Source organism: Pseudomonas sp. GV085, assembly GCF_003050925.1.
Taxonomy (GTDB): Bacteria; Pseudomonadota; Gammaproteobacteria; order Pseudomonadales; family Pseudomonadaceae; genus Aquipseudomonas.
In genome coordinates this window covers 122,720-147,033 of the sequence record NZ_QAOV01000013.1, presented here as the reverse complement: position 1 = coordinate 147,033, position 24,314 = coordinate 122,720, and the positions used below count along the sequence as shown (strand labels likewise).

The following is a 24,314-nucleotide window of genomic DNA, read 5'->3' as shown; positions in this document are numbered from 1 at the left end:
TCATCGTCGGAACGCCGCCCGGAGCAAGCTCGCTCCTACAGGGTTTGCTTTTGCTCAGAACGGCGCAGGGCACTCGAAGCGCAGGCGCTCACCGGTCTGGGGATGGGTGAAGCTGAGCATGCTGGCGTGCAGGCACAGACGCGGCCAGGCCGCCAAAGCCTGTTCATGGGCATAGAGCCCGTCACCCAGCAGTGGATGACCAATCGAGAGCATGTGCACGCGCAACTGGTGGGAGCGGCCGGTGATCGGTGTCAGCTCCACGCGGCACCAGTCGCCGCAACGTTCGAGCACTCGCCAGAAGGTCAGCGCATGTTTGCCGAATTCGTGATCGACCACATGCCGTGGCTTGGTCGGCGGGTCGTAGCGCAGGGGCAGGTCGATGCTGCCGCTGTCCAGTTCCGGCTGGCCCCAGCACAGGGCAGTGTAGGCCTTTTCGGTTTCGCGGTCGTGAAATTGCCGGGACAGCTCGCGATGGGTATCCGGGTCGCGGGCCAGCAGGATAATGCCGGAAGTCTCCCAGTCCAGCCGATGGACGATGCGCGCTTCCGGGTAGCCGTTTTCTTGCAGACGGGTAATCAGGCAGTCCTTGTTGTCATCGGCCCGGCCGGGGACGGAGAGCAACAGGGTCGGTTTGTTCACCACCAGTACGGCGGCATCCTGATGGATGATGTGGATGTTGGACAACGGCATTAAAACAGCCTCGTAACAAACGCCAACGGCGGCTCAGGCTTCCCTGATCCCCGTGTAGGAGCTGCCGCAGGCTGCGATCCTTTGACTTTGTTTCAAGAACAAGATCAAAAGATCGCAGCCTGCGGCAGCTCCTACGCCAAGGTTGGAAACCCGAGCCGCCGTGGCTCCTGACGAATCGACTCAGCGATCTGGCAGGGTGATGTTGAGTTCCAGAATCGAGCAACTGCCCTGGCTTTCCAGTGCGACATGCACGTCATCGGACCCGATATTGACGTACTTGCGGATCACCTCGACCAGTTCCTTCTGCAAGGCTGGCAGGTAGTCCGGGGTGCTGCGTTGGCCGCGTTCGTGCGCCACGATGATCTGTAGACGCTCTTTCGCTACCGACGCGGTGTTTTGCTTTTTGTTGGCACGAAAGAAGTCAAAAAGGTTCATTGCTTAGTTGCCTCCAAACAGGCGCTCGAAGAATCCCTTCTTCTGTACATCAAGGAATCGATGATCCACGGTCTTGCCCAGCAGGCGGTCAACGGTATCGCTGTAGGCCTGGCCGGCATCGCTCTGGTCGTCGAGAATCACCGGAACGCCCTGGTTGGATGCCTTGAGCACCGCCTGGGATTCAGGGATCACGCCGAGCAGGGCCACCGAAAGGATTTCCTTGACGTCTTCTACGCCGAGCATTTCGCCTTTGCTCACACGTTCCGGGTGATAACGGGTAATCAGCAGGTGTTCCTTGATCGGGTCTTCGCCGCGTTCGGCACGACGGGACTTGCTGGCCAGCAGGCCGAGCATGCGGTCGGAGTCGCGTACCGAGGAGACTTCCGGGTTGGTCACGACGATCGCTTCATCGGCGAAGTACATGGCCAGGTGGGCGCCTTTCTCGATGCCCGCCGGGGAGTCGCAGACCACGAACTCAAAGTCTTCCTTGAGTTGCATCAGGACTTTTTCCACGCCTTCGACGGTCAGCGCGTCTTTGTCGCGGGTCTGGCTGGCGGCCAGCACGTAGAGGTTTTCCAGGCGCTTGTCTTTGATCAGGGCCTGTTGCAGGTTGGCTTCGCCGTTGACCACGTTGACGAAGTCATACACCACGCGGCGCTCGCAGCCCATGATCAGGTCGAGGTTACGCAAACCCACGTCGAAGTCGACGATAACTGTTTTGTGGCCGCGCAGAGCGAGGCCGGTACCGATAGCGGCGCTGGTGGTGGTCTTACCCACACCACCCTTGCCGGATGTAACCACGAGAATCTTGGCCAAGGTGTTTCACCCCTAAGGAAGAAGGACTTTTCAGTCCCTGAAAAACATCTCCTGAAAAACTACTGCAGTCGGACAGCCTTGGCTGGAATCCGGTTTTGAGCGGCGTTTACCCCCGGTAAACACTGCTTTCGGCCTTTTTCCTACTTCGTTTGAGCCGTTTTCGCTACGTTTTAGAGATGCTTGGAAAATGCGGCAGTATCCGTTAAAGCCGAATGATGTTCAACACGTCGCCGGACAGGCTGACCTGCACACCCGAACCCCATAGAGGGTCGCGGCGCAGGTCTTCGGAAACCTTGTAATGCCCGGCAATGGAAATCAGTTCAGCACTCATTTGCTGACAGAAAATCCGCGCCTTGGTGTCGCCCTTGACGCCGGCCAACACGCGACCCCGCATCGGGCCGTATACATGGATGTTGCCATCGGCGAGAAGTTCCGCCCCCGGGCTGACCGAGGAGATCACCACCAGATCGCTGCCCTGGGCATAGATCTGCTGGCCACCACGTACTGGCGAGGTGATGATTTTCGTCGGTTTGATGCTCGGCTCGGGCGGTTTTTCCGGTTTTTTCTTCGGTTCGCCTTCGGTCAGGTCCAGTGGACGCTCCCGGGCGCCGGACGGTGGCAGCACCGGCAGGTCGACAGCAATGGCGGCGGCAATGTCTTCGATGCGGCTGGCGCGGATTGCCAGGGTACGCAGGCCATGCTGGCGGCAGACGCGCATCAGCCCTGGCAGATCGACCGCGCCTTCGTTGGCCGGGAGTTTGTCCAGGGCCAGTACCAGCGGCGCGTTGCTGAAGAAGTTGGGCGCCAGGGCGACCTTGGCGGCCAGTTGCCGATCAAGGCTTTCGAGGTCGTTACGGGCCAGTTCCAGCACCGTAATGGCCAGCATGCTGCCCTTCAACTGGAACACGGGATCTTGGTCTAGCGGTTCGGTTTGGCTCATGGTCGGCATACAACGACTTGTCACTAAAAGTGCCGAGACTTATAACGAGAACGCCCGCAGGCCGCAAGCCGGGTCGAACGATGTAGAATGCGCGGCCATTGTCATTCCGGAAGCATTAATGGACCGCCCGCGTTTTCGAAAAGCATTTCTATCTCCACGTTTCTGGCCGCTGTGGTGTGGCCTGGGGCTGTTGTGGCTGATCGTCCAGTTGCCGTATCCGGCACTGCTGGGAATCGGCCGTGTACTGGGCGCATTGATGTATCGCGTGGCCGGCGACAGACGGCGCATTGCCAAGCGCAACCTGGAACTGTGTTTTCCTGAAAAAACCGCCGCCGAACGCAAGCGCCTGCTCAAGGAGAACTTCGCCTCCACCGGTATCGCTTTTTTTGAGATGGCGATGAGCTGGTGGTGGTCGCGCAAGCGCCTGGCGACCCTGGCTCATGTCGAAGGGCTGGAGCATTTGCAAAAGGCTCAGCGCGAAGGCAAGGGCGTGATCCTGATGGCGCTGCACTTCACGACGCTGGAAATCGGCGCCGCGCTGCTCGGCCAACAGCACACCATCGACGGCATGTACCGCGAGCACAAGAATCCGCTGTTCGACTACATCCAGCGCCAGGGCCGCGAGCGGCACAACCTCGACTCGCTGGCGGTGGAGCGCGAAGACGTGCGCGGCATGCTCAAATTACTGCGCTCGGGCCGGGCGATCTGGTACGCACCGGATCAGGACTACGGCGCCAAGCAAAGTGTTTTTGTGCCGCTGTTCGGCATTCAGGCTGCGACCGTCACCGCCACGAGCAAGTTTGCGCGGCTGGGCAAGGCGCTGGTGGTGCCGTTCACCCAGGAGCGTCTGGCGGACGGCAGCGGATATCGCCTGGTGATCCATGCGCCGCTCGAAGGTTTCCCCGGCGAAACCGAAGAAGACGACTGCATCCGCATCAACCAATGGATCGAAAGCGTTCTGCGGGAGCATCCCGAGCAATACCTGTGGGCTCATCGTCGCTTCAAGAGCCGTCCACCGGGCGAGCCGAAGCTGTACGCCAAACGTGGTTGAATCCCGATACCCTGTAGGAGCGAGCTTGCTCGCGATGGTAGCCAAGATAACGCTGGGCACCTGACACCCCGCGGCGTTTTCACGACCATCGCAAGCAAGCTCGCTCCTACAAGGGAACAGGTCGAAACAACGAAATCCCATCAAGCACCATGGAGAGTTGTGCATGAGTCCAGGCGAACCGGTTACAGGGTTGATTCTTTCCGGTGGCGGGGCTCGGGCGGCCTATCAGGTCGGGGTGCTGGCGGCGATTGCCGAATTGCTGCCACCGGGGGCGAGCAACCCGTTTCCGGTGATTGTCGGCACCTCGGCCGGCGCGATCAACGCCGTCAGCCTCGCCAGCGGGGCAATGGACTTTCGTAACGCCATCGAACGCCTGACGGCCTTCTGGCAGGGCTTTCGCAGTCACCTGGTGTTGCGCAGTGACTGGCCCGGGGTGATCCGCCAGGCCAGCCGTTTTGTCAGCCACAGTTTGCTCGGCATCGGTAAGCACATGCCGGTGGCGCTGCTCAACAGTTCTCCGCTGCGGGACTTGCTCAACGACAAGCTGCATATGGGCGGTATCGCCGAAGCGATCGCACAGCAACAATTGCATGCAGTGGCGGTCACCGCGTTCGGTTATGAGTCCGGCCAGGCCGTGACCTTCTATCAGGGCGGCGGCAAGATCGATGCCTGGCTGCGCCATCGACGCATCGGCGTTCCCACCCAACTGTCCGTGGAACATCTACTCGCCAGTTCGGCCATTCCGCTGTTGTTCGCCCCGGTGAAAATCGGCGAAGAGTATTTCGGCGATGGCGCGGTGCGTCAGTCGGCGCCGATCAGTCCGGCGCTGCATCTGGGCGCCAGTCGCGTGCTGGTGGTGGGCGTCAGCGGCAACCCCCGCGGCGTCGACCCGCAACAACCCTTGCAGCGCAGCTACACCGGTCAGCAGCCGACCCTGGCGCAGATTGGCGGACACATGCTCAACAGTACGTTCATTGACAGCCTGGAAAGCGACATCGAGTTGTTGCAGCGCCTGAACCAGTTCAGTCACCTGATGCCCGACGGCACGCCGACCCGCGCATTGGGCGTGGCACCGGTGGACGTACTGGTGATTTCACCGAGCCAGCCGATCGATGAGATTGCCGCGCGACATCGTCAGGAATTGCCGGCGGCACTGCGCCTGTTTCTGCGCGGGCCGGGCGCGACCAAGACCAGCGGGGCAGGGGTGCTGAGCTATCTGTTGTTCGAGGCGGGGTATTGCAGCGAGTTGATTGAGCTGGGGCGACGGGATGCGTTGGCCAAGCGCGGGGAGTTGTGCCGGTTTCTCGGGATCTCGGTGGCTGAGGCCGTTTGAACTGTCAGATCTGACAGTAGATGTACTCAGTTTTTTCCATCAAATTGAACCCCTCAGGCAGAGGGTTCGAAGATGGCTGCTGCACAATGGACTGATGCTCACACACCGAGCGTGTCGGTGGTGGACTCACGCGGATTGGTTGTACGAAATGTCGCCTATTGCCGTCATCCGCTGAACCCGTCCATTGAGACTCGCATCACGCGCAATCACTTTGACGCTGCCGGACGGTTGGTTGCTTCCTGGGATCCACGATTGTGGGGAGCGGCGTCAAAACCCAACCTCGCCACCACGCACAATCTACAGAATCAGCCTCTGCTGGTGGACAGCGTCGATGCCGGTTGGCAACTGAGTTTGCTGGATCAGGCCGGTATGGTGCGCTCATTCTGGGATGGTCGCGGGAGTCAGCGGCACACTGAGTACGATGAGCTTCAGCGTCCGACGAGCGTGACGGAGCAGATGAAGGATGACTCGCCGCGCGTCGCCGAGCGTTTTGCTTACGCGGGGGGCGGTGATGAGTTTGCGGTGCATAACCAGTGCAGCCAACTGATCTGTCATGACCATCCGGCGGGCAGTCGCAGCCTTTGCGAGTATGGTGTGGCTGGCTTGCTTCTGGTGGAAGAGACCCGCTTCATGCTCGAGTTGGCCCCGCCGGATTGGTCGTCAGAATTTGCCGATGCCCGCCTGGAGGATGAGGTTTTCAGGACGGCTCAGCAGTATGGGCCGTCAGGGGAAATGCTCCGTCAGACTGACGCCATGGAAAATCTCCAGGCATTCGCTTACAACCAGTCTGGCGAGTTGCTGGAAGCCCGACTGAGTTTGGCTGGCGCTTGCGATGCGCCGCAGGTGCTGATCGGTGACATCCGCTACGACGCCGTCGGCCGGGTTGAAAGTGAGCGTGCGGCAAATGGTGTCCTGACGACCGCCCGGTACGCAGCTGAAGATGGGCGACTGACCAGATTGCTGTCTTGCGATGCCCGAGGCACGCCGCTCCAGCACTTCGAATATGCCTACGATCCGGTCGGCAATATCTCTAGTGTCGAAGACAAGGTTGCGTTGACACGCTATTTCAATCAACAGCGCATCGAGCCGATCAACCGCTATCGCTATGACAGCCTGTATCAACTGATTGAAGCCACTGGCCGGGAAGTGAGCCAACCCGGTCATGGCCCCGCTTTACCTGCCTGGCAAACCACACCGCTGGACCCCAACCAGTTGCGCAATTACACCCAATCCTTCAATTACGACGCTGCCGGTAATCTGCAAACCCGCCACCACAGCGACGTGGAAACCTTCGAGATGTTTACCTCGACCGACAGCAATCGCAGCGTTGCGCAGGAAGGCAATCTGGCGGATGGCTTTGATGCCAACGGCAATCAGCTGGAGCTGTTGCGCGGCCAGGAAATGAGTTGGGACATTCGCAATCAGTTGAGTCGCGTGACGATGGTCCGGCGTGAGGATGGGGCTGACGATACCGAGTGTTATTTCTACGACAGTCCCGGGCATCGACTGAGAAAAGTCCGACTCACCGAGACGGCTCGTCGCACGTTGCGTACTGAGGTTCGTTACTTGCCGGGGCTGGAAATCCATCGTGATACGGCTACCGGCGAAGAGTGGCATGTGCTGAGTGTCGAGGCGGGGCTTAGCCATGTGCGGGCCTTGCACTGGGTTGAGAAACTGCCCAATGGGATGCGCAATAACCAACTGCGTTTTTGCCTGAGTGACCACTTGAACTCGTGCACGCTGGAACTGGATGAGCAGGGAGCGCTGTTCAGTCGGGAGGTTTATTACCCGTTTGGCGGGACGGCATTGTGGGCGGGCACCAGTGAAGTTGAGACCAGGTACAAGACGATTCGTTATTCCGGAAAAGAGCGGGATGTGACAGGGCTTTATTATTACGGGTATCGATATTACGCGCCGTGGTTGCAGCGCTGGGTGAGTGGTGATCCGGCAGGAATAGTTGATGGATTGAATCTTTATGCTTTTGTGGTCAATGGGCCAATGGTTCGTATTGATAGGGATGGGCGGTTTTATGAGGGTAAGGATGATGAATATGAACGTAAAGTGATAGATCCCGTTAACGGATTCGGACACGAAATCGTCGCGCGAGGTCTATCGGAATTTAGTTTTTCTGAACAAATGGCGATCACTTCAAATCTGAAACGGGCACGACAAGCCTATCAAGTTGCTACTCTAATGATGGAGGAGTTTGAGCGTGAGAGTGCGCCGGTGGTTCAGGACTATTATGCGGCTGCGTCGCTATCGGAATTAAGTGATGTGGTCGGTGTGTGGCAGGCCAGTGAAAAATTGATAGGTGGGTATCAAGCTGAACTTGGGCGGGACAAATTTGTTAAGGTTCGCCTTCCTGCGGAAGCAACTACTAAGGCTTATGTGTTTGAAGATGATCCCTATGGGCGAGTATGGATAAATGAGGGTTTTATAACAAACAATCACGATATGCTGATCACATTGGGGCATGAGTTAAGTCATTTGGTGGGGACGGTAGATAACTTTTATTTGCCTGATATTGAAGTTAAGTTTTCTTACAGGAATTTAGATAAAGTCGACGTTAGATTGGAGGGGGTGCGCAGGGTGTCGCGGAGCAAGGTGGGAACACCAAGCATTGGTCCCGGTGCCATGAGTGAGGACGACCGGTTTATAAATCGAGTGAATACGCTTGTTTCACAAGGTCAAGTGAATACGTGGAGTGAAGCAGTTTCAATATTTAAAAGTGATCCGGCAGTAAGGGCCTCAATGGCAAAAAACAATGCAGACACCACTATATTTTCAGCATATTCGTTACAACGAGTCTATGAACGTGATATCAGCAACTGATCTCAGAAGTTCATGCTGGCGAAATTGGCTCACAGAGTGAGCGAGTCCCAACCTGCCTTATCCGATAGGTTGGGACGTTGCATTCCGTCAGAAATGAACTTTAACCAGGAAACTGGTCACACTCTGATCAGTCTTGAAGCCCTGGCTGTCTTCAATCCCGTACTTGTTTTTCCAGTAGTCGTACTCGACACCGACGTACAGCTGCTTGGCACCCAGGTTCAACGCCTTGCCCAGGTCATATTTGATCTGCGGATTGAAGTGCAGGTTGGCGTGGTATTCGCCTTTGCTGTTGACATCGTTGTCGACGACCCAGTCCATGAAACCGTCGATCAGCACATCCGAGCCACCCACCGGAATGGTGTAGGACCAGACCGGCGAGACCTGCCAGATGTTGTCGCCCGGGCGGTCGCCTTCGGTGTGGCGGTTGTAGAAGTTCAACTGGAAGTAATCGAAGCCCGGGATGGCCAGGTCGAAACCAGGACCGATCAGGTACGACTCGGTATCGTCTTCACCGAACTCGTAGGTCATGGCCAGCAGCACGTCCTTGATCGGGCCGAACTCGAACTTCTGGTCGAAGATCTTGTTGAACGACAGGCGCGGACTGAGCTCGCCGTAATGGCTGTTCTCGCCAGCGAAATGGTCTTCCTTGCCGTTGTAGAAGATCTTGTCGATGAAGAAGAAGTTGTCGCCGTACTTCCAGCCATCGGCGTGTTCAAAGGTCACCGTCTGCTGAATGCGCGGGTTGACCTGGAAGTCCTTGCCATAGAGGTAGCTCAGGCTGTTGTTCTGCCATTGCAGCAAGTCGCCGGCCATGGCCTGACCCCCCGCCAGCAATGATCCCGCCAGCATCAGGCTAGTGCACGTACGTTTCATTCGGTTGCTCCCAAAAAGTAGGTGGTTCCACGTTATTTTTTAAGTCAGCGCTCTGGTGTGGCGCCTGTTTCTGTAGCGCTAAAAATCATCCATTCGGTCAGCTTTAGTGCTGTTAGCAAGAGCTGAGCCAAGGCTTTCAAAAAGCCAAAAAACTCCCGTTCGACGGCTCAAGAGCGGTCGATTGAGAGGGGTTTTGGAGTGCCTTGGTGCCTGCCAGAGCCGGGATAAGTTGGCCTTATGGTCAGGTTTTATATCCGGGCTTTTTTTTAAACCGGATTCGGGCGGCCGCGGAGAATACTGACTCCTCGGCCAGGTCTCAAGTGCTCCGCAACGGCGCACCGACGACAGGTTTGGGGCACGGTTGCGGGGCAGCATCAGAAGTGCACCTTCACCAGCAGGCTAGTGGTGTTTTCATTGGTGTCGAAGCTGGAACTGTTTTCGATGCCGTACTTGTCTTTCCAGTAGCTGTATTCGACGCCGACGTACACTTGTTTCTCCCGCCAGCTCAGGGCCTTGCCCAGGTCGTACTTGATCTGCGGGTTGAAGTGCAGGTTGGCGTGATAAGTGCCATGGGAGTTCTGGTCGTTATCCACCACCCAGTCCATGTAACCGTCGATCAGCAGGTTCGAGTTGCCCAGTGGCAGTGTGTAGGACCAGGCCGGTGTGATCTGCCAGACATCGTCGCCGGGACGCGAGCCTTCGGTCTGACGGTAATAGAAGTTCAAGGTGAAAAAATTGAAGCCCGGTATCGCGAGATCGAAACCGGGGCCGATCAGGTTGGCCTCGGTGTCGTCTTCGCCGTTCTCGTAGGTCATTGCCAGCAGAACGTCCTTGATCGGGCCGAATTCGAAACGGCGGTCGAGGATCTTGCCGAAGGAGAGGCGCGGGCTGAACTCGCCGTAGTAGGCGTGAGCACCTTTGTTGCGGTCTTTCTCGCCGTTGTAGTAAGTGCTGTCGATGAACATGAAGTTGTCGCCGTACTTCCAGCGGTCGGCGTGTTCGAAGGTTATCGTCTGCTGGATCGACGGGTTGACCACGAAGTCCTTGCCGTACAGGTAGCTCAGGCTGTTGGTCTGCCACAGCAATAAATCGCCGGCCATGGCCTGACTCGCGGCCAGCAGGCCGCCACTCAACAACAAGTTGGTTTGTGTCCGAATCATCTGTTGCTCCCTCTTGTTTTTATTTTTGAGGCGCAGGTTGCTGCCGATCCCTGTAGGAGCGAGCCTGCTCGCGATGGACTTCCAGTCACCGCGTTCATCCAGCAAGCACGCGTAACCGTTAGCGACCATCGCGAGCAGGCTCGCTCCTACAGTAGAGCGGTGCCTGTCCAGTCAATGTGTATGCGCCTGGCAGTCATTCATGGCCGCGCGTTCGGCGCCACCCAGGATGTTGAACAACAGGTTCAGCGTCAGCGCGCTGAGGGTGGCCATGGCGATGCCGCTGTGGGTGATCGGGCTCATCCACACGGGCAGGTGGGCGAAAAATTCCGGGCGTACAACCGGGATCAGACCCATGCCGATGCTCACCGCCACCAGCAACTGGTTGCGACGGTCACCGATGTCGGCTTCCTGGAGAATCTTGATCCCGGTAGCGGCGACCATGCCGAACATCGCAATCGCTGCGCCACCCAGTACTGCCGGAGGAATCGACGCCACCAAAAACGCGGCTTTGGGCAGCAGGCTCAGGACAATCAGCAACCCGCCGGCAACGATGGTCACCGAGCGGCAACGCACGCCGGTCATCTGCACCAGGCCGATGTTCTGGGCGAAGGAGGAGTGGGTGAAGGTGTTGAAGAACCCGGCGAAGAACGAAGCGCCGGCATCGCACAGCAAGCCGCGACGCAGCATCCGTGGGCAGACTTCCTGGCCGGTGATCTTGCCCAGCGCAAGAAACATCCCGGTGGACTCGACGAAAATGATCACCACCACCAGGCACATCGACAGGATCGGCGCGAGTTCGAATTTCGGCATGCCGAAGTGCAGCGGGGTGACGAATTGCAGCCATGGCGCCTGAGCCATGCCACTGAGGTCGACCATGCCTAGCAGGCCGCAGAGCACGTAGCCCAGGCACATGCCGATCAGCACGGAAATATTGACCCAGAAGCCGCGCATGAAACGGTGCACCAGCAAAATGGTGCCCAGCACCAGCGCGGCGATGGTCAGGTAAATCGGCGAACCGAATTGAGTGGCGCTGGCACCGCCGCCGGCCCAGTTCACGGCCACGGGGAACAGCGACAAACCGATCGAGGTGATGACCGTGCCGGTCACCAGCGGCGGGAAGAAGCGCACGACCTTGGACATGAACGGGGCAATGAGCATGCCGAAGAACCCGGCAGCGATGGTCGCGCCGAAGATCCCTTGCAGGCCGATGCCGGGCATGCCGGCCATGGCGACCATGCTGCCGACGGCAGCGAAACTGGCGCCCATCATCACCGGCATGCGAATGCCCATGGGGCCGATGCCGAGGGACTGGACGATGGTGGCAAAACCCGCCACCAGCAGGTCGGCGTTGATCAGGAAGGCGATTTCTTCACGACTCAGGCCAGCGGCCTGTCCGATGATCAGCGGCACCGCGATGGCGCCACCGTACATCAGCAGAACATGTTGCAAACCGACCAGGATCAGTTGCAAAAGGGGCAAACGCTGAATGGCGGGTGCGTCGGGGATGCGTGCTGTGGATAGCTCGGACATGCAACACCTCGGATTTTTTTATTCTTGTGATTTTTCGTATCAGGCAACCGCTGCGCGGTTGATCGCTGGCAAGCCAGCTCCTACAGATTTGTGTTGTTCACCGGTTAGGCGCACGACATGGAACCTGTAGGAGCTGGCTTGCCAGCGAAGCTTTTAGCGATTAGTTGGTCTGGGCGCCCTGCACAATCCAGGCACCGATCAGGTCACGTTCCTGCTGGGTCATCTGGGTGATGTTGCCCAGTGGCATGATCTGGCTGGTGACGGCTTGCGCCTGAATTCGCGGTGCGTTCTGGCGGATCTGCTCGGGGGTGTCGAACATCACACCGGCAGGGGCCGTACTGAACAGCGGGCTGGTTGGCTTGGCCGAATGGCAAACCGCGCAACGTTCCTGAATCACGCTGTGCACTTTGTCAAAGCCAGGGCCTGTGTTGGACGCTTGCGCCGGTGCGGCGGCTGGCGTTTCTGCAGGTTTGGCTTCAGCCGGTTTCAAACCACCGCCCACTGCTGTTTCCGGCAGCGGCTGGTATTCGATCCTGGCGGGTGCCTTGGCCACTTCCGGGCTGTTCAGCGGCGCAGGGCCGGTGACGTAAGCCAGGCTGATCATGCCGACGGCTGCGACTGGAAGAGTCCAGGCAAACTTGTGGCTGTCGTGACGGGTGTTGAAGTAGTGACGCACCAACACTGCCAGTACCGCGATCCCGGCCAGGATCAACCAGTTGTACTGGCTGCCGTAGGTGCTCGGGAAGTGGTTGCTGATCATGATGAACAGCACTGGCAAGGTGAAGTAGTTGTTGTGACGCGAACGCAGCAGGCCTTTGGCTGGCAGCGCCGGATCCGGCGTGCGGTTCTCGGCGATCGCCGCCACCAGTGCGCGCTGCGCCGGCATGATGATGCGGAACACGTTGCCGACCATGATGGTGCCGATGATCGCGCCGACGTGCAGGTACGCACCCCGACCGCTGAACACTTTGCTGAAACCGTAGGCCGCGGCGATGATCAGGACGAACAGGATTCCACCTAGCAGGGCAGGGCGTTTGCCCAGGGCCGAGTCGCACAGGAAGGAGTAGATGAACCAGCCAATGAACAGCGAGCCGAGACCGATGGCCACGCCTTCAGGACCGCTCAGGGTGCTGCCCGGAGCCAGCAGGTAGAGCGTCGGGTTGGAGTAGAACACCACGCACAGCAGCGCGATACCCGACATCCAGGTGAAGTAGGCTTCCCATTTGAACCAGTGCAGGTTGTCCGGCATGGTCGGTGGAGCCAGTTTGTATTTTTCCAGGTGGTAGATACCGCCACCGTGGATTGCCCACAAATCGCCAGCCAGACCGCTTTTCGGGTTGACCCGGTTGAGGTTGTTTTCCAGCCATACGAAATAGAACGACGCACCGATCCAGGCCACGCCAGTAATCATGTGAACCCAGCGCACGCTCAGGTTCAGCCATTCCAACAGATGTGCTTCCACAGTCTTTACCTCTCGCCTGTCACTCTGTTGTCGAGTGATCAGACCTTCTCTTATTGGTGGGGGGCGAGGATCAAACGCTCATCCTCTTTGAAAAAATGCTCATCGCAGTTATTGCCTGTGCCACTGCGATCAACCACCAGGAAGTCATCCCGCTTTTCGATCGTCAGCACCGGGTGGTGCCAAACGCCGCGATGGTAATTAATGCCCTGCCTGCCGTTGGTGACGAAGGCGCGGACCAAGCCTGATACAGGTTCATCGCCAACTGGCGCGACCACGATCAGAAAGGGGTTGCCGAGCAGCGGAATGAAAGCCTGGCTGCCCAGCGGGTGACGCTCCAGCATGCAGACGGTCAGCGGCATGTCCTGCGCGTCGGCGCGGAAGATGCTGATGATCGCCTTGTCCTCTGGCGTAGCGGTTTCCACCGTTGCCAGTTTGTGAAAGCGCATGGTCGAACCGTTGTTGATCATGAAGTGATCGCTGCCGTCGGTTTCGATCACGTCACCGAAAGGGGCGAAGGCTTCTTTGGTCAGCGGTTCAATCGTCAATGTGCGCATGCTGGTCTTCTTAATCTGTGTTGATGTTGATGATTCTTTGTAGGAGCGAGCCTGCTCGCGAAAAACGTCAAGACACCGCATTCATTCAGGTTGGGCGCGTTTTCGTTGACGACCATCGCGAGCAAGCTCGCTCCTACGGGCTCAGCATTACTTCGCGACCTTGCCCAATACCCGCAGGCGGCTAACACCACCATCCGGGAACACGTTCAGGCGGATGTGGGTGATCGGGCCCAGTGCCTTGATCTGCTCGGCGAAGGTGTGTTCGGCGTGCATTTCCAGCTTCTGGCTTGGCAGCAGTTCGCGCCAGAACAGCGACTGGGTTTCGATCTGGCTGTCGGTACCGCCCTTCACGAACGCGCCCTGGATCGAGCAGCTGTCCGGGTAGTTGCCCTTGAAGTGCAGGGTGTCGACGATGACTTTCTCGACGTCACCGGCATGACCCAGCGCGACGATCACCCAGTCATTGCCCGGGGTACGGCGACGCGCGGTTTCCCAGCCGTCGCCCATGTTGATGCCACGGCCCGGGTTGAGGATGTTGCTCATGCGGCCGAAGTGTTCATCGGAGCAGGCGAGGGCGCGGCCACCATTGAGGGCTGCAGCCAGGTCGACCTGCTCGTTGTCGCCGATAGCCGACCAGTCGCGGAACGGCACACCGTACACACGCAGACGGGCCACGCCGCCATCCGGGTAGATGTTGAAGCGCAGGTGGCTGAACGCCTGGTCGTTGTTGATTTCGTGGTAGTGGTGGCTGTTGCCTTGCAGCTCGACGGCGGACAGCACTTCAGTCCACTGGGTGTTGTCATCTGGCTCGCCCGAAGCCAGGAAGCAGGCTTCCAGGGACGCCGACGGTGGGAAGTTGCCGGTGAAGAATGAAGTGTCGATGTCGACGCCCTTGATCGAACCCGGTACGCCCAGGCGGATCACAGCGCTGTCGAAGCCTTCGAAGCGCTTGCGGCGCGATTCCCAGCCGTCCATCCACTTGCCGTTGTCATCGAACACGCCCTCCTTCCATACGGCCGGGGTCGGTTGGAACAGACGGTTGGCGTCTGCGAACCAGTCATCGGTGACCGAGATGATCTTGGTGCCCAGGCGGGCATCGGCCAGGTTGACGAACTTCTCGAAAGGTACGGCGTAAGCTTTCATTCTTCTTGTCTGCCTTTAAATAAGTGGCTTGGGATGCTTGCGAGGCCCGGAGCGTTTTTTGCGTTCATCAACGTCGGGCCAGGCTTGCTATAGGGTCAGTAAGCGGAACAGGGCGATCTTGTTGATCTCCGCCAGCGCGCATTTGAACTCGGTGTCAATTGGGTTGTGGATGCGCGTTTCGAACGCTGCGAGGATCTGATGCCGGTTGCTGCCTTTTACCGCCATGATGAAGGGAAACTTGAACTTGGCCTTGTAGGCGTCGTTCAGCTCGGTGAAGCGCTGGAACTCTTCGGCCGTGCATTGGTGAATACCCGCGCCAGACTGTTCTTCAGTGCTGGCTGCGGTCAGATGGCCCTGGACGGCAGCTTTGCCGGCCAGGTCCGGGTGAGCGTTGATCAGGGCCAGTTGGCTTGTGTGATCAGCACTCAACAGAATGTCGCTCATGCGCTGGTGCAGGGTTTCGATCTGGTCGATCGAAGCGTCCTGGCCCAGGTCGAAGGCCTTTTCGGCCACCCATGGCGAATGTTCGTAGATGTCGGCGAAAGCGGCGACGAAGGCGTCGCGGCTCAGGGTCGAGGGTTTGACGGTCTGGAAGGTGCTCATTTGGCAGCCCCTGTGTACGGGTGGGTTTCTTGCCAGTGACGCGCGATGTCGACGCGACGGCTGAACCACACCTGTTCATGACTTTTAGCGTATTCGATAAAGCGCTTGAGCGAAGCCAGACGCGCCGGACGGCCGATCAGGCGACAGTGCAGGCCGATCGAGAGCATTTTCGGTGCCTCGGCGCCTTCGGCGTAGAGCACATCGAACGCGTCTTTCAGGTATTCGAAGAAGTCGTCGCCCTTGTTGAAACCCTGGACCTGGGTAAAACGCATGTCGTTGGTGTCCAGGGTGTACGGGATCACCAGGTGCGGCTTGCCGGTCGGGTTGTTCGGTTCCCAGTAGGGCAGGTCGTCGTCGTAGGTGTCGCAGTCATAGAGGAAACCACCTTCTTCCATCACCAGGCGACGGGTGTTCGGGCCGGTGCGGCCGGTGTACCAGCCCAGTGGGCGTTCACCGGTGATTTCGGTGAGGATGCGGATCGCTTCGAGCATGTGCTCGCGTTCCTGGGCTTCGTCCATGTACTGGTAGTCGATCCAGCGATAGCCGTGGCTGCAGATCTCGTGGCCGGCATCGACCATGGCGCGGATCACGTCCGGGTGACGCTGGGCGGCCATGGCCACGGCGAAGATGGTCAGCGGAATGTCGAATTCCTTGAACAGCTTGAGGATCCGCCACACGCCGGCACGGCTGCCATACTCGTAGAGGGATTCCATGCTCATGTTGCGCGCGCCTTGCAGCGGCTGGGCTGAAACCATTTCCGAGAGGAACGCCTCGGATTCTTTGTCGCCGTGCAGGATGTTGCGCTCGCCGCCTTCTTCGTAATTGAGTACAAACGACAAGGCAATGCGGGCATTGCCCGGCCAGTGTGGGTGCGGAGGGTTACTGCCGTAACCGACCAGGTCGCGTGGGTAGTCAGCGCTCACTGCAGGCTTCCTTCTTGTTCGATGATGACGGTTGGTGTGACGCAGCTGAAAAAAGGGTGGCAGGCTGGCGTCACAGCGATGGGCTGATTGTATACAACTTTATATTCACTTTGTAAGCCTGAATTCTCGCATTTTTCACCGACTGTCATCTTTTACTGCTATTGGCGTGAGCCTGCAAGAAATCTGCCTGACTGGTCAATTATTGATTGAAGGGCTCATAGGTGGTGCGGTTTGGCGGGAAATCGACGGAAAATATGCCGATGCCGGGAGTCATGCGAAAAATGTCGTTTTTATTGTGTACAATTTTTTTGAGAAGTGTCTTAATTAGTCGCTCGCCGCAGCTTTTCGTGCTCCGAATCGGTGCGGTCTCCTTTTCAACTGACTTCGGGAGGCGCGAAGTCTGACTGCTCCACGCAGGCAGGCGCGCAGAATCAATGGGACGTTTGACTACACACGTTTTGGACGCAGCACACGGTTGCCCGGGCAGCTCGATCAAGGTCGAGTTGTACCGCGTTGAAGGGGCGCAGCTGGAATTGGTCGCCAGCGCGATAACCAACAGCGATGGTCGTGTCGATGCACCGCTGCTGCAAGGCGATGACTACCGCTCCGGGGTCTATCAGGTTCAGTTTCATGCCGGCGATTACTACCGCGCCCGTGGCGTCAAGCTGCCGGAACCTGCTTTTCTGGATGTCGTGGTGCTGCGTTTTGGCATCTCTGCCGAGCAGGATCACTACCATGTTCCACTGCTGATTTCGCCTTACAGCTACTCCACCTATCGCGGCAGCTGATCCCCCAGGCAACTGCCGCACCCTGGAAGCGACTGCGCATATAGCTTCTTTGGTCTTTCGCCCGCTCACACTGCGGGCTTTTTTTCGTCTTCTGTAGGAGCGAGCTTGCTCGCGATGGAGGTCCAGACAGCGCGATAATTCATACTGCACGCGTTATCGTTGACGTCCATCGCGAGCAAGCTCGCTCCTACAGCGAAGCTCTTAGCGGCTCAGCAGGGAAGCAGCTCCCGCCCCACCAAACAACCCTGCACTGATCCGGTTGAACCAGCTCTGGCCCTTGCCACTGCGCAGATACCGCGCCGCACCATGGGCACCGAGCCCGTAGGCCAATTTGCACAGCAGGTCGAGCACGGTCCAGGTCGCAATCATCACCAGCAACTGCGGCAGGAACGGCTGTTCGGCGCTCAGGAACTGCGGCAGGAAAGCGGCGAAGAACAGAATGTCCTTCGGATTGCTCGCGCCCAACATGAACGCACGCCCGAACAGTGCACGAAAGCGTGGCACCGGCGCGGCTTGTGGCACTTGCGCGCCGTGGGAAGGCTGGCGCGATTGCTGCCAGCTCTGCCAGGCGAGGTAGAACAGGTACAGCGCGCCGACGATTTTCAGGGCGCTGAACAGCTGTTCCGACGCCAGCAGCAGGGCGCCCAGACCCAATGCCGAGGCACTCAGCAGGCAGATCGAGGCAATCACGCCACCGAGAAACGCCGGGTAAGAACGGCGCAGGCCGTAATTCAGGCTGTTGCTGATCATCAACAACGACAATGGCCCCGGGATCAGGATCACTACCAGCGCAGCGCCGCTGAACAGCAGCCAGGTTTCCAGACTCATCACTTTCCTCCATTTGCACAAAAGCCCCACCCGACGGGGTGAGGCTGTTTTGAAGCGGGTCCCGCGTAAGGTTTACAGGAAGATGAACTTGGCGATGAAGATCGCGCAGAGCACCCACAAACTCACGGAAATTTCCTTGTACTTGCCGGTACCGGCCTTCAGCGCCACGTAGGTGATGAAGCCCAGCGCGATACCGTCGGCGACCGAGAAGGTCAACGGCATCATGATGGCGGTGACGATTGCCGGGATACTGTCGGTCGCTTCGTCCCACTCGATGTGGGCCATGCCGCCCATCATCAGCATTGCCACATAAATCAGTGCGCCAGCGGTGGCATAGGCGGGAATCATGCCGGCCAGTGGTGCGAAAAACATTGCGGCTATAAATAGCACACCAACGGTGACTGCGGTAAGACCAGTCCGACCACCAGCGGCCACGCCGGCAGCACTTTCTACATAGCTTGTGACCGGCGGAACACCGACCACTGCACCGAATACGCTGGACGCACTGTCGGCTTTCATCGCGCGGGAGAGGTTTTCGATCTTGCCGTCAGCGCCCACCAGGTTGGCGCGCTGGGCAACGCCCATCAGTGTGCCGGCGGTGTCGAACATGTGCACGAAGAGGAACGCCAGGACCACGCTGATCATGCTGACGTTGAACACGCCGGCGACGTTCATGGCCATAAAGGTAGGGGAGAGGCTCGGCGGGGCCGACATGATGCCCTCGTAGTGCACCAGCCCAAGACCCCAACCGGCGAGGGTCACGGTGATGATGCTGATGAGGATCGCGCCGAACACCTTGTGGTAGCTGAGGATGGCAATCATCAGGAAGCACACGGCGGCGAGCAGCGGGCCGGGTTCGCGCAGGGAGCCGAGCTTGATCAGGGTAGCCGGGCTATCGACGACGATACCCGCGGTTTTCAGACCGATCAGCCCCAGGAACAGCCCCACGCCGGCGCCCATGGCGAAGCGCAGGCTGACCGGGATGCTGTTGAGCAACCATTCGCGGATCCGCGAGAAGGTCAGGATCATGAACAGCACACCGGAAACGAACACCGCACCGAGGGCGGTCTCCCAGTTGTAACCCATGGTGCCGACCACGGTGTAGGTGAAGAAGGCGTTCAGGCCCATGCCCGGCGCCAGGCCGACCGGCCAGTTGGCGTACAGGCCCATCAACAGGCAACCGAGTGCCGCGGCGATGCAGGTGGCGACGAACGCGGCACCGTGGTCGATCCCGGCGTCGGCCATGATGTTGGGGTTAACGAAAATGATGTAGGCCATGGTGATGAAGGTTGTCAGACCGGCAATCAGCTCGGTCTTCACCGTGGTGCCGTGCAAGCTGAGTTTGAACAGACGTTCCAGCAAGCCATTGCGTAATGGCGGCGAGAGATCCAGCGTCGATGCTTCGGATTTGCGGCTTTCCACAGCGAATACTCCTCAAGAGTTTTATTGTTATTTCCAGGGCCGGATCCGAGAGGGGTGGCAGCGGCCCTTTGAGGCATTTGCAAATTTGTTGACCTGTTGGTCAGGAACTCGCACGAAGTGGATTATGCTTTTGTATACAAAGAATGCAAATAATGTTTTTGATTTTGTTTACGATTTTTTTGGAGAAGGGGATATATCGTCTGTTCGGACGCCTTCGAAAGTCGGCTTGCGCGTCCGACCTACGGCAGAAACGCCGGTCAGATTTTTTGTTGGTTCTCCCCCAACGCCAGATTCACCGTCAGCCACCCATTCACCGCCGTCTCCCCAGCCTCGGCAAACACCCGCTCCAACAATTTCACCTGCTCACGGCGCAGCGCCTGTTCAAACCGCGCGCCGTCATCGGTCAACTCCAGCAGACGTTTGCGCTTGTCAGTCTCGGACGCGACGCTCTCGACCAGATGCATCTCCAGCAATTGCCGCAAGGGCATGTTCAGCGCCTGCTTGCTCACGCCGAGCAACGCCAACAGCTCCTTGACGCTCAGGTTCGGATAGCGGGCGATGAAAAACACGATGCGCTGATGCACCCGACTCAGGCCGCGACGTTCGAGCATTTCATCGGCCTTGGCGGTGAAGGCCTGGTAGCCGAAGAAAAACGCTTCCATGGCTTGCTGCTGGGAAAGCGGGTTTTTAAGGTCAAGCATATTGACGTATCCGTTCGAGGAGGCGTAATTTCGGTCAACAAGTTTGACTCATTTTCAACATGCCTCGCTACCGGTGATCCCCATGGCTTTTTCCGAACGTGTCTCACGCCTTAAAAGTTCTTTGATCCGTGAAATCCTCGCCGCGGCCCAGCGTCCGCAGATGATGTCGTTTGCCGGCGGCCTTCCGGCCGAAGCCATGCTGCCGAAGGTCGAGTGGAGCGAGATGCCGGTGTCCATCGGCCAATACGGCATGAGCGAAGGCGAGCCGGCGTTGCGTGAAGCGTTGGCCGCCGAGGCGCGAGCGTTGGGAGTGCCATGTGAGGCAAGCCAGGTGTTGGTGGTCAGCGGCTCACAGCAGACCCTCGACCTCGCCGCCAAGCTGTACATCGACAAGGGCACCGAAATCCTGCTCGAAGCGCCGACTTATCTGGCGGCGCTACAGATTTTCCAGCTGTTCGGCGCCGATTGCCTGACCGTGCCGCTGGAGGCTGACGGGCCGAACCTGACGGAGCTACGCGTTTGCCTGGAACAACACCGACCGGCTTTCATCTACCTGATCCCGACCTTCCAGAATCCATCGGCGGTGCGTTACAGCGAAGCCAAGCGTGACGCGGTGGCGGCGTTGCTCGATGAATTTGGCGTCACCCTGATTGAAGACGAGCCTTACCGCGAACTGACCTTCGACGGTGGCAGCGCCACGCCGATCGTCAGTCGCTTGAAGAAGGCCAGCTGGATCTACACCGGCACCGTGTCGAAAACCCTGTTACCGGGTTTGCGCGTTGGTTACTTGATTGCCAGTCCGGACCTGTTTCCCCATCTGTTGAAACTCAAGCAATCGGCGGACTTGCACACCAATCGGGTCGGCCAATGGCAGGCACTGCAATGGATCGGCAGCGAGAAATATCAGCAACACCGCAGTGAGTTGCGTGATTTTTATCGGGGGCGTCGGGATGTGTTTCAGGTTGCGCTGGAAACTCACTTCTCGGATCTGGCGGACTGGAACGTACCGCAGGGCGGGTTGTTTTTCTGGTTGAAACTCAAGCAGCCGCAAGACACCCGCACCTTGCTCGATGCCGCATTGGCCAATGACGTGGCGTTCATGCCGGGCGAGCCGTTTTTCCCTGAGCCGGATAACCATCCGGGGTATCTGCGGTTGAACTTCAGCCACATTGATCCGGCGCGGCTGGATGAAGGGCTGAGGCGTTTGGCGGCGGTGGTGCGACAGGGGCAAGCGGCGCAAGCGGCCTGAAAACAAAGAAACCGGCGCAAGGGCCGGTTTATTTTTGTCCGAGATTTGCGTCCTGAGGGCCGGCCTCATCGCGAGCAGGCTCACTCCTACAATTGGGATGCGTTCCCCTGTAGGAGCTAGCCTGCTCGCGATGGCGTCAGTCAGATCACCACATAAACATCAGGCTGCAGCAAATCGCTTGTCCAGATAATCAATGATCACCTTGGACTCGTACATCCAGGTGATCTGGCCATTTTCTTCAATGCGCAGGCATGGCACCTTGATCTTGCCGCCTTGCTCCAGCAAGGTCTGGCGATCCTGTTCGTTGTTCTTCGCATCGCGAAGGGCCACCGGCACATTCAGGCGGCGCAGGGTGCGGCGGGTCTTCACGCAGAACGGGCAGGCGTGGAATTGATACAGGGTCAGACCCTTGGCGGCGGATTCGACCTGGGCCTGAGCGGCGGCGGGGCGCTTTTTCTTGCTTGGGCGAGTAATGAAGTCGATGAAGATGATCAGTTGGCCAAGGCCGACACGAAGCGCTTTTACGAACACGTTGAAAGCCTCACGGTGCAAACGAAGAAGGGCGCGCAGCTTACCTGATTTTCTGCGGACGAAAAAAAACCGGCGATGAATGCCGGTTTTCTTCGTGCCGCGAATTACTTGATGAGGCTGAGGAATTCGCTGCGGGTCGCTGCGTTCTCGCGGAACTCGCCGAGCATCACCGAGGTGATCATCGACGAATTCTGCTTTTCCACACCGCGCATCATCATGCACATGTGCTTGGCCTCGATCACCACCGCAACGCCCAGGGCGCCGGTGACCTGCTGGACCGCGTCGGCGATCTGGCGGCTGAGGTTTTCCTGGATCTGCAGGCGACGGGCGTACATGTCGACGATCCGCGCCACCTTCGACAGGCCCAGGACCTTGCCACTCGGGATGTAGGCGACGTGAGCCTTGCCGATGAACGGCAGCAGGTGGTGTTCGCACAACGAGTACAGCTCGATGTCCTTGACCAGCACCATTTCGCTGTTGTCGGAGCTGAACAGGGCACCGTTGGTGACCTCTTCCAGTGTCTGTTCATAGCCGCGGCAGAGGTACTGCATGGCTTTGGCGGCACGCTTGGGCGTGTCGAGCAGGCCCTCGCGGGAGACGTCCTCGCCCAGTTGGCCAAGGATCGCGGTGTAATTCTGTTCCAGGGACATGAAACTACCTGTGGGATTTTACGCAAAGGGCAAGGGTACGGTGGCGGACACGACGCTGCAAGCGTGGCGCGTCAGCTTTACTCGTCACGACCTTCCATCATGGTGCGTTTGAGCATCACATAAACGGCTCCCGCACCGCCGTGTTTCGCCTGGCAGGAGGTAAAACCGAGCACTTGTGGATGCTGGCGCAGCCAGGTATTGACGTGGCTTTTGATCATCGGCCGCTTGCCATCCAGGCGTACCGCCTTGCCATGGGTGACGCGTACGCATCGGATTTCGAATCGGGTGGCTTCGGCGAGGAACGCCCAAAGGGTTTCCCGGGCCTTTTCCACGCTCATGCCGTGCAGGTCGAGGCTGCCTTCGAACGGAATCTGTCCGATCTTGAGCTTGCGCATCTGGCTTTCCTGCACGCCGTCACGTGCCCACATCAACTCGTCTTCAGGACCGACGTCGATGACGAACTGATCGGACAGCCCGTCTACGGTGGTGGATTCGGTGCGCACGGTGGCCGCTTGGCGCAGCATGGCGATCTGCGCGCGGTCAGCCTTGGGTTTGCCGGTTTCGGCGCGATCGTGCCTGATTGGCTTGACGCCTTGGATCGCGCTTTTGAACAGGGAAAAATCGTTGTCTTGCATGTCAGCCTCCGCGAAGGGCGGCCAGTTTACCCAACTCGAAGCGAATCGGGCGCGACAAATAACGCGCGCGACGCTTGGCTCAGTCGTGTTTTTTCATCAGGTGCGGCGACATGGCCAGTTCCCGCGACTGGCGCGAGCGACGACGGCAACGGCGCCATAGCCACACGCCGAGGTACAGCACGAACAGGCCGATGACCAGGATCACGGCAGCACCGGTGCGGCTGGTGTTCAATTCACCGAGGGCGGGTGCGTGGCCGAACAGGCTGGCGGCACCGGCCATGGCGAGCAGCACGCCGCACATCGCCAGCAATGCCGCGAACGTCACGCCGATTCGGAAACGCCAGCTGCTTTGGCCTTTGGGCCGCAAGCGGCGAGCGTCAAAACCATCGGATAACTTCATTCCGACCTTCCTCAATGGGTATCGGCCCTTCGACCGGGAGTTGACCGGGATGTTCCTGAGGCTAAGACAATTATGGCAGTTGAGAGGCTTTTGCGGATGAGCGGCATTCCAGGCCGCTCATTGAGCGTCGATCAGATCAGTTCACGGGTCAGCGCGAGGGTGGCGAAGTTGTCGCCCATGATCGCCATTTCCGTCTGATGAACGTGTTCGGCACTGAGCACGCCGCCCTTGTAAGGCAGGTCGCGGGTGGCGCAGGCATCTTCAATGAGTGTGCAGCGAAAGCCAAGGTTCTTCGCTGCGCGTACGGTGGTGCTGACGCTGGAGTGACTCATGAAACCGCAGACGATCAGGTCGAGGGCGCCGAGGTCTTCCAGGCGTTTGGCCAGTTCGGTGCCGTGGAACGCGCTTGGCAGCAATTTACCGATGACGGTTTCGTCACCCTGCGGCTCCAGGCCCGGAATGAATTCACCACCGACGCCTTGCGGGTTGAACATTCCGCCGAGGGTGCCGAGATGACGGACATGCACGATCGGCCGGCCGGCGGCACGGGCAGCGGCGAGCAATTGCTTGATGTTCGCGACGGCCTCATCCATGCCGCTGAGGGCAAGTGGCCCACTCAAATATTCTTTCTGGGCATCGATGATGATAAGGGTCGCATGGCTCAGTTTGGCTGCCGGATAACCGCGGCCGCTGAGTTGAAACATCGTTTTTGGAACGGTCATTCTGGGGCTCCTTGGAGTGGGGCTTTTGCGACATTGTCCTCTG

At 58.7% G+C, this 24,314-nt stretch carries 25 protein-coding genes; 5 read left to right on the top strand and 20 right to left on the bottom strand.

Going from position 1 to position 24,314, the window contains the following annotated elements; translation table 11 throughout:
• Positions 1-54: 54 nt before the first annotated feature.
• From C8K63_RS24340 to minC, 4 genes are all read right to left on the bottom strand, one after another.
• Positions 55-690 carry an RluA family pseudouridine synthase gene (locus C8K63_RS24340; protein WP_090324073.1) on the bottom strand — a complete coding sequence of 212 codons (636 nt, stop codon included), beginning with the start codon at positions 688-690 and terminating at the stop codon, positions 55-57.
• Between the two features lie 180 nt (positions 691-870).
• On the bottom strand, positions 871-1,125 hold the full coding sequence (gene minE, locus C8K63_RS24335) for a cell division topological specificity factor MinE (protein ID WP_108218992.1): 255 nt from the start codon (positions 1,123-1,125) through the stop codon (positions 871-873).
• Between the two features lie 3 nt (positions 1,126-1,128).
• Entirely contained in the window at positions 1,129-1,941 is an 813-nt protein-coding gene (minD, locus tag C8K63_RS24330; RefSeq protein ID WP_060541535.1) for a septum site-determining protein MinD, read from the bottom strand.
• A 202-nt stretch (positions 1,942-2,143) separates the two neighbouring features.
• Complete coding sequence (gene minC / locus C8K63_RS24325) at positions 2,144-2,881, bottom strand: septum site-determining protein MinC (RefSeq protein WP_108219058.1); 738 nt, start codon at positions 2,879-2,881, stop codon at positions 2,144-2,146.
• Between the two features lie 118 nt (positions 2,882-2,999).
• Between minC and C8K63_RS24320 the strand changes: the two genes are divergently transcribed.
• The 3 genes from C8K63_RS24320 (at position 3,000) to C8K63_RS24310 (ending at position 8,097) form a co-directional block, all read left to right on the top strand.
• Complete coding sequence (locus tag C8K63_RS24320) at positions 3,000-3,932, top strand: lipid A biosynthesis lauroyl acyltransferase (RefSeq protein ID WP_108218991.1); 933 nt, start codon at positions 3,000-3,002, stop codon at positions 3,930-3,932.
• Positions 3,933-4,095: 163 nt separating this feature from the next.
• Positions 4,096-5,265 carry a patatin-like phospholipase family protein gene (locus C8K63_RS24315; protein WP_108218990.1) on the top strand — a complete coding sequence of 390 codons (1,170 nt, stop codon included), beginning with the start codon at positions 4,096-4,098 and terminating at the stop codon, positions 5,263-5,265.
• Positions 5,266-5,337: 72 nt separating this feature from the next.
• A complete protein-coding gene (locus C8K63_RS24310; RefSeq protein ID WP_108218989.1) occupies positions 5,338-8,097 on the top strand; it encodes an RHS repeat-associated core domain-containing protein in 2,760 nt (919 codons plus the stop codon).
• Positions 8,098-8,184: 87 nt separating this feature from the next.
• On the opposite strand, the gene C8K63_RS24305 is transcribed toward C8K63_RS24310, so the two are convergent.
• The 8 genes from C8K63_RS24305 to puuE all read right to left on the bottom strand — a co-directional run bounded on the left by C8K63_RS24305 (position 8,185) and on the right by puuE (position 16,345).
• A complete protein-coding gene (locus C8K63_RS24305; RefSeq protein ID WP_108218988.1) occupies positions 8,185-8,970 on the bottom strand; it encodes an outer membrane protein OmpK in 786 nt (261 codons plus the stop codon).
• A gap of 374 nt (positions 8,971-9,344) precedes the next feature.
• A complete protein-coding gene (locus C8K63_RS24300) occupies positions 9,345-10,130 on the bottom strand; it encodes an outer membrane protein OmpK (RefSeq protein WP_108219057.1) in 786 nt (261 codons plus the stop codon).
• A 171-nt stretch (positions 10,131-10,301) separates the two neighbouring features.
• Positions 10,302-11,660, bottom strand: coding sequence for a nucleobase:cation symporter-2 family protein (locus tag C8K63_RS24295; RefSeq protein ID WP_108218987.1), 1,359 nt, complete (start codon positions 11,658-11,660; stop codon positions 10,302-10,304).
• Positions 11,661-11,820: 160 nt separating this feature from the next.
• Positions 11,821-13,122, bottom strand: a complete 1,302-nt coding sequence (locus C8K63_RS24290) for a urate hydroxylase PuuD (protein WP_108218986.1) — start codon at positions 13,120-13,122, stop codon at positions 11,821-11,823.
• Positions 13,123-13,172: 50 nt separating this feature from the next.
• Positions 13,173-13,676: an ureidoglycolate lyase gene (locus C8K63_RS24285; protein WP_108218985.1), complete on the bottom strand. Its 504-nt coding sequence runs from the start codon at positions 13,674-13,676 to the stop codon at positions 13,173-13,175.
• Positions 13,677-13,823: 147 nt separating this feature from the next.
• Positions 13,824-14,819 carry an allantoicase gene (gene alc, locus C8K63_RS24280; protein WP_108218984.1) on the bottom strand — a complete coding sequence of 332 codons (996 nt, stop codon included), beginning with the start codon at positions 14,817-14,819 and terminating at the stop codon, positions 13,824-13,826.
• A gap of 87 nt (positions 14,820-14,906) precedes the next feature.
• Positions 14,907-15,422, bottom strand: coding sequence for a 2-oxo-4-hydroxy-4-carboxy-5-ureidoimidazoline decarboxylase (uraD, locus tag C8K63_RS24275; protein WP_108218983.1), 516 nt, complete (start codon positions 15,420-15,422; stop codon positions 14,907-14,909).
• Complete coding sequence (gene puuE, locus C8K63_RS24270) at positions 15,419-16,345, bottom strand: allantoinase PuuE (RefSeq protein ID WP_108218982.1); 927 nt, start codon at positions 16,343-16,345, stop codon at positions 15,419-15,421. The genes uraD and puuE overlap by 4 nt, the downstream gene beginning before the upstream one ends.
• 434 nt (positions 16,346-16,779) lie before the next feature.
• Here puuE and uraH point away from each other — a divergent pair, with 434 nt between their 5' ends.
• Positions 16,780-17,133, top strand: a complete 354-nt coding sequence (gene uraH / locus C8K63_RS24265; RefSeq protein ID WP_108218981.1) for a hydroxyisourate hydrolase — start codon at positions 16,780-16,782, stop codon at positions 17,131-17,133.
• A gap of 201 nt (positions 17,134-17,334) precedes the next feature.
• Here the strand turns inward: uraH and C8K63_RS24260 are convergent, their stop codons facing one another.
• The 3 genes from C8K63_RS24260 to C8K63_RS24250 form a co-directional block, all read right to left on the bottom strand.
• Positions 17,335-17,961, bottom strand: a complete 627-nt coding sequence (locus C8K63_RS24260) for a LysE family translocator (RefSeq protein WP_108218980.1) — start codon at positions 17,959-17,961, stop codon at positions 17,335-17,337.
• Between the two features lie 72 nt (positions 17,962-18,033).
• The gene (locus C8K63_RS24255) at positions 18,034-19,383 is read right to left on the bottom strand and encodes an NCS2 family permease (protein ID WP_108218979.1); all 1,350 of its coding nucleotides are present in this window, start codon (positions 19,381-19,383) and stop codon (positions 18,034-18,036) included.
• 257 nt (positions 19,384-19,640) lie between these two features.
• Positions 19,641-20,084: a MarR family winged helix-turn-helix transcriptional regulator gene (locus C8K63_RS24250; RefSeq protein ID WP_108218978.1), complete on the bottom strand. Its 444-nt coding sequence runs from the start codon at positions 20,082-20,084 to the stop codon at positions 19,641-19,643.
• Between the two features lie 82 nt (positions 20,085-20,166).
• Here C8K63_RS24250 and C8K63_RS24245 point away from each other — a divergent pair, with 82 nt between their 5' ends.
• Positions 20,167-21,333: a PLP-dependent aminotransferase family protein gene (locus tag C8K63_RS24245; RefSeq protein ID WP_108218977.1), complete on the top strand. Its 1,167-nt coding sequence runs from the start codon at positions 20,167-20,169 to the stop codon at positions 21,331-21,333.
• A 159-nt stretch (positions 21,334-21,492) separates the two neighbouring features.
• Here C8K63_RS24245 and C8K63_RS24240 read toward each other — a convergent pair whose 3' ends face one another.
• The 5 genes from C8K63_RS24240 to C8K63_RS24220 form a co-directional block, all read right to left on the bottom strand.
• Positions 21,493-21,864 carry a glutathione S-transferase N-terminal domain-containing protein gene (locus C8K63_RS24240; RefSeq protein WP_108219056.1) on the bottom strand — a complete coding sequence of 124 codons (372 nt, stop codon included), beginning with the start codon at positions 21,862-21,864 and terminating at the stop codon, positions 21,493-21,495.
• 104 nt (positions 21,865-21,968) lie between these two features.
• Entirely contained in the window at positions 21,969-22,514 is a 546-nt protein-coding gene (gene folE, locus C8K63_RS24235; RefSeq protein WP_003204506.1) for a GTP cyclohydrolase I FolE, read from the bottom strand.
• 77 nt (positions 22,515-22,591) lie between these two features.
• Positions 22,592-23,149 carry a Smr/MutS family protein gene (locus tag C8K63_RS24230; protein ID WP_108218976.1) on the bottom strand — a complete coding sequence of 186 codons (558 nt, stop codon included), beginning with the start codon at positions 23,147-23,149 and terminating at the stop codon, positions 22,592-22,594.
• A 79-nt stretch (positions 23,150-23,228) separates the two neighbouring features.
• Positions 23,229-23,549: a hypothetical protein gene (locus C8K63_RS24225; RefSeq protein ID WP_108218975.1), complete on the bottom strand. Its 321-nt coding sequence runs from the start codon at positions 23,547-23,549 to the stop codon at positions 23,229-23,231.
• 131 nt (positions 23,550-23,680) lie between these two features.
• Complete coding sequence (locus tag C8K63_RS24220) at positions 23,681-24,271, bottom strand: cysteine hydrolase family protein (RefSeq protein ID WP_108218974.1); 591 nt, start codon at positions 24,269-24,271, stop codon at positions 23,681-23,683.
• Positions 24,272-24,314: the final 43 nt, after the last annotated feature.

Excerpts from the sequence above, each read along its gene's own strand:
- C8K63_RS24340 (WP_090324073.1), bottom strand. The coding sequence starts at position 690 with ATGCCGTTGTCCAACATCCACATCATCCATCAGGATGCCGCCGTACTG.
- minE (WP_108218992.1), bottom strand. The coding sequence starts at position 1,125 with ATGAACCTTTTTGACTTCTTTCGTGCCAACAAAAAGCAAAACACCGCG.
- minC (WP_108219058.1), bottom strand. The coding sequence starts at position 2,881 with ATGAGCCAAACCGAACCGCTAGACCAAGATCCCGTGTTCCAGTTGAAG.
- C8K63_RS24320 (WP_108218991.1), top strand. The coding sequence starts at position 3,000 with ATGGACCGCCCGCGTTTTCGAAAAGCATTTCTATCTCCACGTTTCTGG.
- C8K63_RS24315 (WP_108218990.1), top strand. The coding sequence starts at position 4,096 with ATGAGTCCAGGCGAACCGGTTACAGGGTTGATTCTTTCCGGTGGCGGG.
- C8K63_RS24310 (WP_108218989.1), top strand. The coding sequence starts at position 5,338 with ATGGCTGCTGCACAATGGACTGATGCTCACACACCGAGCGTGTCGGTG.
- C8K63_RS24305 (WP_108218988.1), bottom strand. The coding sequence starts at position 8,970 with ATGAAACGTACGTGCACTAGCCTGATGCTGGCGGGATCATTGCTGGCG.
- C8K63_RS24300 (WP_108219057.1), bottom strand. The coding sequence starts at position 10,130 with ATGATTCGGACACAAACCAACTTGTTGTTGAGTGGCGGCCTGCTGGCC.
- C8K63_RS24295 (WP_108218987.1), bottom strand. The coding sequence starts at position 11,660 with ATGTCCGAGCTATCCACAGCACGCATCCCCGACGCACCCGCCATTCAG.
- C8K63_RS24285 (WP_108218985.1), bottom strand. The coding sequence starts at position 13,676 with ATGCGCACATTGACGATTGAACCGCTGACCAAAGAAGCCTTCGCCCCT.
- alc (WP_108218984.1), bottom strand. The coding sequence starts at position 14,819 with ATGAAAGCTTACGCCGTACCTTTCGAGAAGTTCGTCAACCTGGCCGAT.
- uraD (WP_108218983.1), bottom strand. The coding sequence starts at position 15,422 with ATGAGCACCTTCCAGACCGTCAAACCCTCGACCCTGAGCCGCGACGCC.
- uraH (WP_108218981.1), top strand. The coding sequence starts at position 16,780 with ATGGGACGTTTGACTACACACGTTTTGGACGCAGCACACGGTTGCCCG.
- C8K63_RS24260 (WP_108218980.1), bottom strand. The coding sequence starts at position 17,961 with ATGAGTCTGGAAACCTGGCTGCTGTTCAGCGGCGCTGCGCTGGTAGTG.
- C8K63_RS24250 (WP_108218978.1), bottom strand. The coding sequence starts at position 20,084 with ATGCTTGACCTTAAAAACCCGCTTTCCCAGCAGCAAGCCATGGAAGCG.
- C8K63_RS24245 (WP_108218977.1), top strand. The coding sequence starts at position 20,167 with ATGGCTTTTTCCGAACGTGTCTCACGCCTTAAAAGTTCTTTGATCCGT.
- folE (WP_003204506.1), bottom strand. The coding sequence starts at position 22,514 with ATGTCCCTGGAACAGAATTACACCGCGATCCTTGGCCAACTGGGCGAG.
- C8K63_RS24230 (WP_108218976.1), bottom strand. The coding sequence starts at position 23,149 with ATGCAAGACAACGATTTTTCCCTGTTCAAAAGCGCGATCCAAGGCGTC.
- C8K63_RS24225 (WP_108218975.1), bottom strand. The coding sequence starts at position 23,549 with ATGAAGTTATCCGATGGTTTTGACGCTCGCCGCTTGCGGCCCAAAGGC.
- C8K63_RS24220 (WP_108218974.1), bottom strand. The coding sequence starts at position 24,271 with ATGACCGTTCCAAAAACGATGTTTCAACTCAGCGGCCGCGGTTATCCG.